General features: G+C 68.5%; 13 protein-coding genes. 9 read left to right on the plus strand and 4 right to left on the minus strand.

Annotation, left to right across the window (positions count from 1 at the left end; genetic code table 11):
- Positions 1–76: 76 nt before the first annotated feature.
- From AC5RVZ_RS31495 to AC5RVZ_RS31510, 4 genes are all read right to left on the minus strand, one after another.
- Complete coding sequence (locus AC5RVZ_RS31495) at positions 77–982, minus strand: macrolide 2'-phosphotransferase (RefSeq protein ID WP_494069532.1); 906 nt, start codon at positions 980–982, stop codon at positions 77–79.
- A gap of 200 nt (positions 983–1,182) precedes the next feature.
- Complete coding sequence (locus AC5RVZ_RS31500) at positions 1,183–2,724, minus strand: APC family permease (protein WP_494069533.1); 1,542 nt, start codon at positions 2,722–2,724, stop codon at positions 1,183–1,185.
- A gap of 2 nt (positions 2,725–2,726) precedes the next feature.
- Entirely contained in the window at positions 2,727–3,650 is a 924-nt protein-coding gene (locus tag AC5RVZ_RS31505; protein ID WP_494069534.1) for a universal stress protein, read from the minus strand.
- A gap of 2 nt (positions 3,651–3,652) precedes the next feature.
- Complete coding sequence (locus tag AC5RVZ_RS31510) at positions 3,653–5,050, minus strand: flavin monoamine oxidase family protein (RefSeq protein ID WP_494069535.1); 1,398 nt, start codon at positions 5,048–5,050, stop codon at positions 3,653–3,655.
- Positions 5,051–5,261: 211 nt separating this feature from the next.
- Between AC5RVZ_RS31510 and AC5RVZ_RS31515 the strand changes: the two genes are divergently transcribed.
- The 9 genes from AC5RVZ_RS31515 to AC5RVZ_RS31555 all read left to right on the plus strand — a co-directional run bounded on the left by AC5RVZ_RS31515 (position 5,262) and on the right by AC5RVZ_RS31555 (position 13,441).
- Entirely contained in the window at positions 5,262–5,960 is a 699-nt protein-coding gene (locus AC5RVZ_RS31515) for a TetR/AcrR family transcriptional regulator C-terminal domain-containing protein (RefSeq protein ID WP_494069536.1), read from the plus strand.
- Between the two features lie 406 nt (positions 5,961–6,366).
- Positions 6,367–6,594 (plus strand): Flp family type IVb pilin, encoded by a 228-nt coding sequence (locus AC5RVZ_RS31520; protein ID WP_494069537.1) that lies wholly within the window; start codon positions 6,367–6,369, stop codon positions 6,592–6,594.
- Between the two features lie 90 nt (positions 6,595–6,684).
- The gene (locus tag AC5RVZ_RS31525) at positions 6,685–7,089 is read left to right on the plus strand and encodes a TadE/TadG family type IV pilus assembly protein (protein WP_494069538.1); all 405 of its coding nucleotides are present in this window, start codon (positions 6,685–6,687) and stop codon (positions 7,087–7,089) included.
- Complete coding sequence (locus AC5RVZ_RS31530) at positions 7,077–8,102, plus strand: pilus assembly protein TadG-related protein (RefSeq protein ID WP_494069539.1); 1,026 nt, start codon at positions 7,077–7,079, stop codon at positions 8,100–8,102. The genes AC5RVZ_RS31525 and AC5RVZ_RS31530 overlap by 13 nt, the downstream gene beginning before the upstream one ends.
- Before the next feature lie 11 nt (positions 8,103–8,113).
- On the plus strand, positions 8,114–8,833 hold the full coding sequence (gene cpaB, locus AC5RVZ_RS31535; protein ID WP_494069540.1) for a Flp pilus assembly protein CpaB: 720 nt from the start codon (positions 8,114–8,116) through the stop codon (positions 8,831–8,833).
- Positions 8,830–10,023 (plus strand): CpaE/TadZ family protein, encoded by a 1,194-nt coding sequence (locus AC5RVZ_RS31540; protein WP_494069541.1) that lies wholly within the window; start codon positions 8,830–8,832, stop codon positions 10,021–10,023. The genes cpaB and AC5RVZ_RS31540 overlap by 4 nt, the downstream gene beginning before the upstream one ends.
- A 2-nt stretch (positions 10,024–10,025) precedes the next feature.
- Positions 10,026–11,597, plus strand: coding sequence for a TadA family conjugal transfer-associated ATPase (locus AC5RVZ_RS31545; RefSeq protein ID WP_494069542.1), 1,572 nt, complete (start codon positions 10,026–10,028; stop codon positions 11,595–11,597).
- Complete coding sequence (locus AC5RVZ_RS31550) at positions 11,594–12,529, plus strand: type II secretion system F family protein (protein ID WP_494069543.1); 936 nt, start codon at positions 11,594–11,596, stop codon at positions 12,527–12,529. The genes AC5RVZ_RS31545 and AC5RVZ_RS31550 overlap by 4 nt, the downstream gene beginning before the upstream one ends.
- A 30-nt stretch (positions 12,530–12,559) precedes the next feature.
- Entirely contained in the window at positions 12,560–13,441 is an 882-nt protein-coding gene (locus tag AC5RVZ_RS31555; protein ID WP_494069544.1) for a type II secretion system F family protein, read from the plus strand.
- Positions 13,442–13,466 lie beyond the last annotated feature (25 nt).

The following is a 13,466-nucleotide window of genomic DNA, read 5'->3' on the forward strand; positions in this document are numbered from 1 at the left end:
CGAACGGGCGCCGGCCATTATTCTTGCCCTACGGCACCCGCTGCCCGCTGCCCGGGCGAAGCTCTGCTGTTGCCGGTCAGCCCCGGGACGGGTCCAGCTGGGCGGCAGCTGCCGCCTGGTGGTCCGGGTCGCCGGTGGCCATGGCATACAACCCGTAGTTGATAGGACCGGCCGACACCAGTTCGGCACAGTGCTCGGCCAGCCGTTGCGGCACCCGGCCGCCCTCGTCCCGGAAGGTCCGCACGGTCAATTCGAAGGCCTCGGGTGTGGACATCATGTAGTGCAGGCTGAAGTCCAGGGCCGGATCCCCCACCCTGGCGGTCGTCCAGTCCAGCACCGACCGGATCTCGGCGTTCTCGTCCAGCAACAGGTGGGCCGGGTACAGCTCGCCGTGGCTGAAAGCGGTGAACTCCGGCCAATAGCTGTCGTCGCCCAGCCAGGCGTCCCACCGTCGCAGCAGGTCCGCCGCCACCCGGAACTCCGATCTCACTTTGTCCAGGTTGGTCCGCATCTCGTGACGGACCTCGGCGGCCGTCAAAGCCGGGATGCCGGCCTGGCGCGCCTCGTCCGCGCTGATGCGCTGCAGCTGGGCGATCAGCCGTCCCAACGACGCGCAGTAGGCCGGAGACTCGCGGTCGAAGTGCCAGACGGGCTCTCCGTCCTCAAGCGTCAGGCCCGGCTCGCCCGGCAGCTCCGGGTAGGCGACCAAGCCGCGGTTCCGGATCCGCCAGTCCGGCACCGCCGCGGAAATCCTGTTCTTGACCAGGTTCAGGATGCTGGCCTCGTCGGTCATCTTCGATGCGACGTCCGGCCGCCGCGGGATCCTGAGCACCCACCTCTTGCCGTCATGGGCGGTGGCATAGGCCACCAGGTAATCCAGCCCGGCTTCGTTGAACCGTACCGACCGTGGATCGATGGCCAGCCCGTTTTGTGAGGCGAGGTCGGCGACGGAGTCAGGTGTGTAGTCGTGCGCTGCGCTCATGGGTACCTCCGGTCGGCTGTGAGCCACTGTAGCCACAAGCCCGTGCTGAGGCCATGCCGTCCCGCCACGGCGCCTGCCCGGCCCTTACTGCCCCCGCCTCACCGCCGCCGGCACAGCGGCAAGCACGACGGCGGTGCCCCGCCCCGTTAAGGGGGAGGCACCGCCGTCGACGGTTCCCGGAGGATGGCCGTCCTCTTCGGTCAGCCGCGGTCCGCCACGTCGTCGGCTGCCACTCCCTGGCGCAGGGTGGCGCCGCGGAAGAACTCCGGGTTGCGCCGGTACATGAGCACCATCAGCACCGCCCCGAGCAGGATCACGCCGCAGCCGAGCACGAATACCAGGCCCAGGCCGCCGATCGAAGAACCGGAACCGTAGGCAGGATCCATCGAGTCCACGGCCGTCTGCACGAACATCACCAGCAGGATGACGCCTCCCAGCAGCGGCGCCAGGAACTTGAGCCCGAAGCCGCGCAGCGAGGCGAAGGCATCGGCCCGGAAGTACCAGACGCACGCCAGGGCGGTGACGCCGTAGTAGAAGCAGATCATCATGCCCAGCGCGGTGATGGTGTCCCACAGCGCGTTTTCGGACATGATCCGGGTGACGGTGTAGAAGCCGCCGGCGGCCACCGCGGCGGCGACGGTGGCGTAGCTGGGCGACTTGTACCTCGGGCTGATCGTGGCGTAACCGGCCGGCAGCGCCCGGTAGTGGCCCATGGCGAGCATGGTCCGGGCGGGCGAGACGAAGGTGGACTGCAGCGAGGCGGCCGAACTGCTCAGCACGGCCAGTGACATCAGGATGGCGAACGGTCCCATCACCGGCCCGGCGAGGGTGGCGAAGATGCTCTCCTGGTTCTCCGGGTTGCCGGCGCCCAGTCCTTCGGAGCCCACGCCGGCGTAGGCCAGCACGGCCAGTGCCACGGTCATGTAGATCACGACGATGACCATGATGGTTACCGCGGCGGCACGGCCCGGCGTCTTCTCCGGGTCCTTCGTCTCCTCGTTCATGGTGAGGGTGACGTCCCAGCCCCAGAAGATGAAGATGGACAGCGAGATGCCGGCGGCGAAGGCCGAGAAGGATTCGACGCCGAACGGGTTGAACCAGTCGGCGGAGATCTCCAGCGCGTCGAACGCCGTGCCCCCCGCCACGTGGCCGAAGGCGGCCACGGCGAACCACACGAGCACCACCACCTGGAACGCCACCAGCACATACTGGAAGATCTTGGTGGTTTCCATGCCCCGGTACGAGATCCAGCAGGCCAGGCCGATGAAGATCCAGGTGGTGGCGATGTTCAGCGGCAGGTTGTTGGTCAGGTCGGCAAGCGCTGCGTTCCCGGTGAGCTGGGCGAGCATGAGGTAGAAGAAGTCGACCGCCACCGCCGCCAGGTTGGAGAGCACGATCACCGTTGCGGCGATCAGGCCCCAGCCGCCCATCCAGCCCACCCAGGGACCGAAGGCGCGGGTGGCCCAGGTGAAGGACGTGCCGGAATCCGGCATGGCGTTGTTCAGTTCCCGGTAGCCGAGGGCCACCAGCAGCATCGGGATGAAGCCCACCAGGAAAATCGCCGGCAGGTGCACGCCGACCTCGGCGATGGTGGGGCCGAGCGCCCCGGTCAGCGTGTACGCCGGGGCAATGCAGGAGACGCCGATGACGACGGCGCCGAGCAGGCCGACCGAACCGGATTTCAGGCCCTTCCGGCTCAGGCCGCCCCCGGTGCGCCCGGGCTTGGTGATGGTAGTGGTCATGGTCATGCCTCCTTGCGGCCGGCGCCGTCGGAATGTTCGGGCCCCGTGGGCTCGCCGGGATCTTCGGTACGTTGTGGGGCGCCCAGGTAGCCGCGCGGGACCACGATCATGGGCACCGGCAGCGCGCGCAGCACCTTGCTGGCCGTCGCCCCGAGGAACATCCGGTTGTGCGGCGCCAGCCGGCTGGAGCCGATCAGCATCACTTCGCCGTCGTCCCACTCCAGCGCGTCGATGGCGTCTTCGATCGAACGGCCTTCGGCGACGCCGGCGGTCACCCGGCCGGGCAGGACCGCTTCTGCCTCTGCCAGCCGCTCCTTCACGTGGGCTTGGGCACGGGACACCGCGTCCGCGTCGGAGGAATCCAGCGGCACCAGCGAGAGCAGCCGCAGGTCCAGGCCCCGTTGATGGCCGGCGTTCAGGGCGACCTGCATGACCTCGTCCGCGCCGGCCCGGTTGCCGATGCCCACCGTGATCCGCGAGACGGAGTCGGTGCGCCGGTAGCCGCGCGGCGCCAACGCCACGGGGACCGTGGACGCGTGGAGCAGGCCGCTGGCGACGGTGCCGACGCTGAAGCGGCGGAAAACACTGTTGCGCCCGGCACCGATCACGATCAGCGACGCGCCGAATTCCTCGGCGGCGGCAATCAGGCCCTCGGCGTTGGAGTCGGCGGGGCGCACATGGGCACGGGCCGGAACGTCGTCGGGCACCAGGTCGAGTCCCTCGGCCAGCCACTGCTCGATCTGCTCGGAGAGGATCCCCCCGAAGCCCGATTCCGGCCGCGGATAGGCGCCCGAGTAGGGCGAGGATTCGGGCAGCACCATGACCAGGTCGAGGCTGCCGCCCTGCCGGCGGGCCAGCGCCGTCGCGAGGTTGACCGCCTCGCGCCCGCTGTCCGTGGCGGTATAGGCCACAACGTAGCGTCGCATGCCTAGCCCTCCCGGCCCGCAGCGGGGACGAGTTCACCGGCGTCGGCGGTGTGTGCCTCCAGGATGCGGGCGGCGGTTGCGTGCCCCATCCGCACGGCGCCGTCCACGTGCTGGTAGCCGGCGCCGGCCAGGTCGGAACAGGACCAATGGATCGGTCCCACCGGGGTCGACTGGTCCTTGCCGTAGCGGGACAGGCCGCCCAGATCGTAACTGGAGGCGTAGGCGCCGCGGGTCCATTCCTCGGAGCCCCAGTCCGACTCGTAGTACACCACCGGGTCCAGCGCGGCCGGGCCCAGGTAGTCGGCGATAGCGGAGAGGATCGCGGCCTTGCGCTCCCCCGCGCTGAGTTCGAACATCGCGTCGGCCTTTTCGTCGCTCACGAAGCCGACCAGGGTTCCGCGCGGGTCGCCGTGGTTGGTGTTGTCGTACACCTCTTGGACCACGGAGTTGGCGCCGAAGCACGTTCCCGAGAGGCCATCGGCCCGCCAGAACGGCGTTTCGTAGACGGCGTGGACCTTGATCACCAAGCCCAGGGACTGGTGCTGGTGCATCTGATGCTGCCGGCGCGGCAGCGGCGGCTCGTAGGAGACGCGCGAATACAGGTTCGGCGGCACGGCCATCACGGCGTAGCGGGCCTCGACGGTGACACCGTCCGCGGTGGCGGTCACGCCGTCGTCGTCCCAGCGCAGCGCGCGGGCGGGGGCGTTGAGCACGACGTCGTCGCCCAGCTCAGCGGCCAGGCGCACGGAGACCTCCTGCATGCCGCCCACCACGCGCTTGTCCAAGATGAACTCGTCGTCCACCAGGTTGCTGAAGGAACCGGCGGACGCGGCCATCAAGACCGCCTGCAGCACCGAGAACGAGTGTGCGGGTTTGGTCAGCATGCCGCCGGCCACGAACAGGCCGATGTTGTTGCAGGCCTCCTCGTCCGCGGACTGCTGGCGCAGCCACTGGTCGAAGGAGATGGTGTCCAACTCGCGGGCCTTCGGGTGCGCCCACGGTTCCTCGGCGCCGACCTCGCTGGCCAGGGCGTCCAGCAGCCCGATCAGGCGGTTCATCTCGGACTCCGTGGAGGCGCTGACCGGGAACATGGCGCCGGTATAGCGTTTGGCTTCGCCGGTGGGGTCCAGGTAGATGCTCTCGCCGTCGCGGTAGCGGCTGTAAGTCTCCAGCCCCAGCTCGTCAAGCAACTCCAGCAGGGCCGTCTGGTCCGGCGAAACCCACTGACCTCCGATCTCGAGCATGGCTCCGTCCACCACGTCGGTCCAGGTGCGGCCGCCCACGCGGTCACGCGCCTCCAACACGGCCACGGACATGCCCGCCCGCTTCAAGTCCCGTGCCGCGGTCAGCCCGGAGGGCCCGGCGCCGATGACTACTACGTCCCGCTTCAACTTGCTCACTGTGTTCAACTCCCGTTCGTACCGTGGCGGTCGGGCCATTAAGTGCCTGGCCCCGCCCGCTAAATGAACGACATTCATTTAGCGACAACACTGTAACCCGTGCCACAGCCTTTTGGAAACCGGTGCCTCCACGACGTTCGGAAAGCGTTGCGTAGGATGGCCCTAAAGGCCGCACCGCCGCGGCCCGCACGGCCGAGGGAAGAGGGAGCCCGTGGTAACAACACGCCCAGCCGGCGAGGACGCCCCCGTCCGGAACGGGAACCGCCCCGCCGGCCGCCCCGTGCAGAAACTGCTGTCCAAGGAACTGATGACGACGGCGGCGCTCGGCCTGATCGAATCGCGCGGCTACGAGGGGCTCACCATGTCGGCCCTTGCGCGCACCCTTGGCGTGGCCCCCTCCGCGCTCTACAACCACGTGGCGTCGAAGCACGACGTGCTGCTGCTCCTTCAGGACCACGTGATGGCCGGCGTGGACGTAAGCGTGTTTTCGGACCTGGAGTGGGCGGACGCGGTGCGCCGCTGGGCCTGGTCCTACCGCGACGCCTTCACCCACCATGCCCCGCTGATTCCCGTGATCGCGGTGCTGCCCGTCACCGGCGCCCCGCACACGCTGGCCATGTACGAGGCCGTCACCGCCGGCTTCCTGAGGGCCGGCTGGCCGGAGCCGCAGGTTGTTCCCGCGATCGTGGCCCTGGAATCCTTCATTTTCGGGTCGGCCTTCGACGTGACCGCGCCGTCGGACATCTTCGAATCGGGCGAGCTCGCCGCGGCCAACCCGGCCTTTACCTCCGCCGTGCGGTCGCAGGATGCCGGCCCGGCCGGGTCGGCTGCCGACGCGGCCTTCCAGTTGGGCCTCGAGGCGCTGATCGCCGGCCTGGAGCTGCAACTCGAGGCCGCCCGCTCCGCCTGACTCCCGGTTGAATCCCCCGCTGCACCCCCTGCCCCTCCATCGAGAAGTCAGATAACACCCCTTTACAGGCCCGAAAACGGCGTCATCCGAATAATCGATGGTGTGCGGGGGGAATTGGCCTGCGGTAGCCGCCGTGGGGGGGGGACGACGGCGGGGCGGAAGTGGGTCTTCCGAGTGGGGTGAAAGGGGTCTTTTGGGGGCCCGCCTTTTCCGCAGGAAAAACCATTAAACCGCAGCAAAAGTGCATCGTTTACCCACCGGGGGAAGCATTCCCCGGCAGGTGTCGCAGGATTGGCAAAAGCCCGCCGTTTCGGGGCTTTCGGCTTGCTAATTTTCTTGAAGAGCTGGCGAGGTGCCAGCCGGCCGCTGGCCAGATTGCCAGCGATTCAATCGCACAGGAGTTCCCATGCTTTCCATCATCGCCACCCTTCAGACCCTCGGTTTTACCGTGAAGAACCGCCTCCAGCGCGAGGAGACCGGCGCCACCGCCGTCGAATACGCCCTCATGGTTGGCCTCATCGCCGTCGTCCTCATCGCCGGGCTGACCATCTTCGGCCCGCAGCTGCGTGACTTCTTCGGCACCCTCGGCACCAAGTTGAACATCACCGGCGGCACCGCTCCGGCCGGCGGCTAATCCCGGATTGGCCAAACCCACCTCCTGGGTGGCTGGGACGGCGGCACCGGTTGCCCCCGTCCCAGCCACCGAACTGTGAAAGAGCAACACATGAAGCGCATGGCATCGGAACGCGGAGCGGCAGCGGTCGAGTTCGCCCTGGTCTTGCCGGTCTTGTTGTTGCTGCTGTTGGGGATCGTCGAGTTCGGACGCGTCTACAACGCCCAGATGCAGCTCACCGCGGCGGCGCGGGACGGGGCGCGCGTGATGACCATCAACGGCACGGCGTCCAGCGCGGCTGAATCGCGGGCCGCAGTGATCGCCTCGGCCCCCGCACTAAACCCGCGGATTGCACCGGAGCAAGTCACCGTCGCCGTTTCACCCAGTGCCACCGGTGTCTGCGCGCCGGGATCGGTCGCCACCGTCACCGTGGCCTACCCCATGAATTTTCTGTCCGGCTTCTTCGGGGCCAGCATCACCTTGACCGGCAAAGGAGTCATGCAGTGCAGCGTCTGAGCGACGAACGCGGCGCCACCGCCGTCACCACCGCCCTTTTCATGGTGGTCCTGCTCGGCATGGCCGCCGTCGTCCTGGACATCGGGGCGCTGTACTTCGAGCGCGCCCAGTTGAAGAACGGCGCCGACGCCGGCGCGCTGGCCGTCGCCCAGAACTGCGCGGCAGGCCACTGCGATGCGGACTTCACGGCCCTCGCCACCTCGCTCGCCAACCAAAACGCGAACGACGGCCTGGCCAACGCCAGCGTCCAACTAAACCCCGCCGCCGCCACCGCCACGGTCACCACCACCACGCGGTCGACCGACGGCCACTTCCTGGCCCAACACTTCGCGCCCATCCTCGGCCTGGACGACTCCGCCTCCATCAGCACCGAATCCCGGGCCCGCTGGGGAGCCCCCGTCGCCGGCACATCCGTCCTCCCCATCGCCATTTCCTACTGCCAATTCCTGGGCATGCTCGACGGCGGCCTGCAGCGGGTGGAATTCAACCCGAACGGGCTGACAAACGCCGGATGTTCCAGCTCAACGGTGCCGGGCAGCACCGGGGCGGCCTACACGATCCCGGGCGGCTTCGGCTGGCTGAAGCAAGATCCGGCACGCCCATGCCAGGCCAAGATCAACATCGGCGCAACCGGCCTTCCGGGCTTCCCCGTCGATCCTGAGGTCGCCAGCGATACGGGAAACGATGTGCCGTCCGCCTGCAAGCAGACCAACATGCTGCAGCAAATTGCCGGCACCACCGTCCTGCTGCCGCTGTATGACAAGGTCGGCGGCCAGGGGACGAATGGCTGGTACCACGTCATCGGGTTCGCTGCCTTCAAGGTCGCCGGCTGGAACTTCAGCAGCACGTCCCACAACAACCTCAGCCCGGCCTCCGTGCAGTGCACCGGCAGCTGCCGGGCACTGATCGGCGAGTTCGAAACGTTCGTGACGCTCGACGCCGGCGAACAAGACTTCATCTTCGGCGGCGCCAACAACACCTTCGGCGCCTCCCTCGTCACGCTTGTCCATTAGGAGCACCGTCGGTGAAAAAGAGAATTATCGGGGCCATGGCGGCCCTGCTGATGGCCGTCGTCGGAACCATGATGGTCCTCGCCTACATCGGCAGCGCCGATCAGCGCGCCCTGGCCGGCACCGAAACGGTGGAGGTCCTGGTGGTCGCACAGAACGTGCCGGCCGGCACGCCTGCCGAAGAGCTCGGCGCGTACGTTGCGGCCGAGCTCGTTCCGGCCAAGGTCGCGGCGGCCGGGGTGGTAACGGACGTGGAGAAGCTGGCCGGACAGGTCGCCACCGTCGACCTGCTCGCCGGCGAACAGCTGTTGGCCGCCCGCTTTTCCCCGCCGTCGGACCTGCAGGAAGCGGGAACCGTCGCCGTCCCCGAGGGCATGCAAGAACTCTCCATCTCCCTGGACCCTGCCCGCGTTGTGGGCGGGCAGTTAAAGGCCGGCGACACCGTCGGCGTCTTCGTCTCGATGGAAGACGGCCCCGGCGACACTAAGGGCGTCACGCACCTGACCCTGCATAAAGTCCTGGTCACCCGAGTGCAGGGAGTAGCAGTCGCCGCCGAGTCCGGCGATGCCACCGTCCCCGCCAACAACGTGCTGGTCACCCTGGCGGTCAAGGCACCGGACGCCGAAAAGATCGTGTATGCCCAGGAGTTTGCCCGCACCTGGCTCTCGAAGGAACCGGCCGACGCCAGCGACAAGGGAACGCGCCTCGTGGACACGGACGAGGTCTACAAATGAGCCGCTACGTACTGGTCGGCACGGACGCAGACTTCGAACAACGCTTCGCGGCCGCCGCGGTAGGCTCCCTGGTCGGCCATACCCAGCTGTGGAACGGCGCGGGCCTCCCCACCGAACCCAACGATGTCTTCGCCGTGCTGTCCAACCCGCAGCTCCTGGATGCCGTGGTGCTTGGCCCCGGGCTGGCCACCGGGCAGGCGCTGGCCCTGGCGGCCGAGTTCGAATCCCAGCGGCCCGAAGTTTCGCTGCTGCTGGTCGCGGGGCCGAGCCCCGACGTGGTGCTGGCCGCGATGCGCGCCGGCATCCGCGACGTCGTGGCTCCCGACGCCGATGTCCGCGATATCGCCGCACTGCTGCATCGCGCGGTACGCAGCGCCACCCACCGGCGGCACAGCGTCCCCTCGTCCGACGGCCAGGCCGCCAACGGCCGCGTCGTCGCCGTCGTCTCGCCCAAGGGCGGCGCCGGGAAGACCACGGTGGCGACCAACCTCGCCGTCGGGCTGGCGGCCGCCTCGGAGCAGCAGACCGTCATCGTCGACCTGGACCTGCAGTTCGGCGACGTGGCCAGCGCGCTCTGCCTGGAGCCGGAGCATTCCCTGGTCGACGCCGTGCAGCCCAACGCTCAGAAAGACAGCATCGTGCTCAAGTCTTTCCTGGCCCGGCACCACAGCGGGCTGTATGCGCTGTGCGCACCGCCGTCGCCGGCCGATGCCGACCAGGTCACCGGCGAGCAGGTATCGCTGCTGCTGGACCAGTTGGCCGCGCAGTACGCGCACGTCATCATCGATACGTCCCCGGGCCTGTCGGAGCACACGCTGGCCGCGCTGGATCGCGCCACGGACTATATCTTCGTGGGCGGCATGGACGTTCCCAGCATCCGCGGACTCCGAAAGGAGCTCGAAATCCTGCGCGAACTGGGCATGGAACCGCTCACCCGCCACATCGTGTTGAACGGGGCGGATCCGCGCGACGGGCTCACCCGCCGCGACGCGGAGACCACCCTCGGCTGCAAAGTCGACGACGTCATCCCGGACACCCGCGCGGTCCGGATATCCACCAACCAGGGCGTGCCGGTGCTCGAAAGCGCCCCGCGCGATCCTGCGGCCCGCGCCTTGCACAAGGTGGTGGACCGCTTTGCCCCCGCCCCGGCCGGCCTGCTCAAGCGCCGCGGCCGTCACCGAAGAGGATAGCCATGAACCTTGCCCAACGGCTTCAGGCAGTGCACGGCACCGCCCCGACAGCTCCCCCCGCCCGTAGCCATGCGGCCGCGCCGGCTGCAACCGCCACCCCCGCGCCGGCACCGGCTGCTTCCGCGTCCGCTGCCGCCGCTCCGGCGGCGACGGCGGCGACGGCGGCGACGGCGGCGACGGCGGCGACGGCGGCGACGGCTTCGTCCACCGTGGCCGCCGCGCAGCCGGCCGTTGCCGGCCGCACGGCTCCCCCGGCCGCCCTTCCCCCGGCGCAGGATGCCCTGTCCAAGATGAAGGAACGTGCCAGCACGGTCCTTTTCGAACGCATGGGATCGCGGCTGCTGGATGCTTCCCTGGACGAGGACAAGCTGCATCTCGTGGTGCAGCAGGAGCTTGCCAAGGTGGTCGAGGAAGAAGAAAATTCGCTCAGCCATCAGGAGCGCCAGCGCCTGATCCGTGAAGTCAGCGACGACGTGCTCGGCTACGGTCCGCTGCAGCCGCTGCTGGAAGATCCGGACGTCTCCGAAATCATGGTGAACGGACCCGACATGATTTACGTGGAGCACAAGGGCAAGCTCTCGCGCAGTTCGGCACGGTTCTTGTCCGAGGACCAGCTGCGCCGCGTCATTGAACGCATCGTCTCCCGCGTCGGCCGCCGGATCGACGAATCGTCGCCGCTCGTCGACGCCCGCCTGGCCGACGGCTCCCGCGTGAATGCGGTCATTCCGCCGCTGGCAGTCAACGGGTCCTCCCTGACGATCCGGAAGTTCGCCGCGGACCCGTTTCAGGTCCAGGACCTCATTGGTTTCGGCACCCTTTCCCCGGAAATGGCCGCGTTATTGGACGCCTGCGTCCGGTCACGGCTGAACATCATCGTCTCCGGCGGCACCGGCACCGGAAAGACCACGCTGCTCAACGTGCTCTCCTCCTTCATTCCGGCCGGCGAACGCATCGTCACCATCGAAGACGCCGTGGAACTGCAGCTGCAGCAGGACCACGTGGTCCGGCTGGAAAGCCGCCCGAGCAACATCGAGGGCAAGGGCGCGATCACCATCCGCGACCTCGTCCGCAACTCGCTGCGCATGCGCCCGGACCGGATCGTGGTGGGCGAGGTCCGCGGCGGAGAAACACTGGACATGCTCCAGGCCATGAACACCGGGCACGACGGATCGCTGTCCACGGTGCATTCGAACTCCCCCCGGGACGCCATCGCGCGCCTGGAGACCCTGGTGCTGATGGCCGGGATGGATCTGCCCCTGCGCGCGATCCGGGAACAGATCGCCTCCGCGGTGGACGTCATCGTTCAGTTGACGCGCCTGCGCGACGGTACCCGCCGGGTCACGCATGTGACCGAGGTACAGGGCATGGAAGGCGACATCGTGACGCTGCAAGACGCCTTCGTCTTCGACTACAGCGCCGGCGTGGATGCCAGCGGCAGGTTCCTGGGCAAACCCGTTCCGACCGGGATTCGTCCCCGGTTTACCGACCGGTTTCGGGAACTGGGCATCGACCTGCCGGCCGACATCTTCGAGCCTGCCGCCGGCCCGTTGCGCCCCCAGGCGGCGACGCGATGACCCCGGCGGTCCTGGTTGTAGGGATGCTGTTTTGCTACGGCTCGCTGGCGCTGCTGGTGTCAGCCGCCTTCGGCACGCGGTCCCTGCGGCTTTCTCCGTCCCGCCGTGGCGCCCCGGAACAGGGCTCCCGGCTCAGTGACGTGGCCGCCCGCTCCACCGCTGCCATCGAACGGCTCCTGGCCCGCCGCCGGGAAGCCCCGGCGATGGCCGGCGCCCTCGAAGCCGCCGGGCTGAGGCTCACCCCCGCCGAACTGGTGGTCCTGGTTTTGTCCGGCGCCGCGGTCGGCGCGGCCCTCGGACTTATGCTCGCGGGACCCGCCGCCGGCCTGCTCCTGGCCGTTGCGGCCCCGGCCGTCGCCAAGGCGGTCCTGGTCTTCCGCGCCGGCCGGCGCCGGGCGGCCTTCGCCGACCAGCTCGACGACACGCTCCAACTGCTGGCCAGCGGACTGCGTGCCGGCCACAGCCTGCTGCGCGCCGTGGACGCGGTCTCCGCCGAATCGGCGGCGCCGACGTCCGAAGAGCTCCGGCGGGTGGTCAACGAAACGCGGCTGGGCCGAGACCTGGGCGAATCGCTGCACGACACCGCCGACAGGATGGGCAGCGAAGACTTCCACTGGGTCGCCCAGGCCATAGACATCCACCGCGAGGTCGGTGGCAACCTGGCCGAAGTCCTGGACCAGGTGGGCCAGACGATCAGGGAGCGCTCCCAGATCCGGGGCCAGGTCAAGGCGCTCAGCGCCGAAGGACGGATCTCCGCCCTGGTCCTGATGGTCCTGCCCTTTGGCCTCAGCGGGTTCCTGTTCGTGTCCAGCCCCGGCTATCTGGACAGTTTCACCCAGAGCCCGCTCGGTTTCTCCCTGCTGTTCGTGGCCGGAGCCCTGCTCGTCGCGGGCGGGCTGTGGATGCGCAAAGTCGTCAGCTTCAAGTTCTAAGTTCAGCACAGTAAGTAAAGGAGTCCGCCGATGCCGCTGACTATCATGGTGGCTGCCGCAGCCCTGGTGCTGTCGCTCCCGCTGTTTGTCTGGTCCCTGGTGGGCGGGAAGCATCCCCAGCACGAGGCCATCCGGGCCAATTTGTCCCGTGGCCTGGCCGGCCCGCGCGCGGTCAAACGCAAGCGCGGGCTCCGGTTCGAGGCGCTGGCCGGCCGGTTCACGCCGGCGACCTTTGCCCAGCGCTTGGAACGCCAACTGGCGCTGGCCGGGCGTCCCGAGGCCTGGCCGCTGAAGCGGCTCATGGCGGCCAAGATCGTACTTGCCGTGACCGGCATCGTCCTCGGGCTTTTGTACGTGGCCGCCGCATCGGCGGGGTCCAGCGTCCTGCTGGCGATCGTCATCGCCGTCGTCGCCTACTGCCTCCCTGACCTTCTGCTGCACAGTGCGGGCCAGAAACGCCAGGCAACGATCAGCGAGGAACTGCCGGACACGCTTGACCAAATGACCATCGCCGTGGAGGCCGGCCTGGGCTTCGACGCGGCGGTCGCCCGGGTAGGAGCGAACGGTTCCGGCCCGTTGGCCGCCGAACTGATTCGCGTCCTGCAGGACATGCAGGTGGGCCGCTCGCGCCGCGAGGCCTACGACTCGCTGGCCGGCAGGACCACCTCGAAGGACCTGCAGCAATTCGTGCGCGCCGTCATCCAAGCGGACGCCTACGGCGTTTCCGTCTCCGGCGTGCTCCGCACGCAGGCGGCCGAAATGCGCGTCAAGCGGCGCCAGCGCGCCGAGGAAAAGGCCATGCAGATCCCGGTCAAGGTAGTCTTCCCGCTGATGTTCTGCATTCTTCCGGTGCTTTTTATCGCGCTGCTCGGCCCTGCGGCACTGAACATCATCGCCACCCTGGGCGGCTGACCGAGGACCGGCAGGCACGTCGGCA

The sequence above is a fragment of the Arthrobacter sp. Cza30 genome (assembly GCF_059090765.1).

What these genes read in the sequence shown, in the direction of transcription:
- AC5RVZ_RS31495 (WP_494069532.1), bottom strand. Translation starts at nt 982, where the DNA reads ATGAGCGCAGCGCACGACTACACACCTGACTCCGTCGCCGACCTCGCC.
- AC5RVZ_RS31500 (WP_494069533.1), bottom strand. Translation starts at nt 2,724, where the DNA reads ATGACCACTACCATCACCAAGCCCGGGCGCACCGGGGGCGGCCTGAGC.
- AC5RVZ_RS31505 (WP_494069534.1), bottom strand. Translation starts at nt 3,650, where the DNA reads ATGCGACGCTACGTTGTGGCCTATACCGCCACGGACAGCGGGCGCGAG.
- AC5RVZ_RS31520 (WP_494069537.1), top strand. Translation starts at nt 6,367, where the DNA reads ATGCTTTCCATCATCGCCACCCTTCAGACCCTCGGTTTTACCGTGAAG.
- AC5RVZ_RS31525 (WP_494069538.1), top strand. Translation starts at nt 6,685, where the DNA reads ATGAAGCGCATGGCATCGGAACGCGGAGCGGCAGCGGTCGAGTTCGCC.
- AC5RVZ_RS31540 (WP_494069541.1), top strand. Translation starts at nt 8,830, where the DNA reads ATGAGCCGCTACGTACTGGTCGGCACGGACGCAGACTTCGAACAACGC.
- AC5RVZ_RS31545 (WP_494069542.1), top strand. Translation starts at nt 10,026, where the DNA reads ATGAACCTTGCCCAACGGCTTCAGGCAGTGCACGGCACCGCCCCGACA.
- AC5RVZ_RS31550 (WP_494069543.1), top strand. Translation starts at nt 11,594, where the DNA reads ATGACCCCGGCGGTCCTGGTTGTAGGGATGCTGTTTTGCTACGGCTCG.
- AC5RVZ_RS31555 (WP_494069544.1), top strand. Translation starts at nt 12,560, where the DNA reads ATGCCGCTGACTATCATGGTGGCTGCCGCAGCCCTGGTGCTGTCGCTC.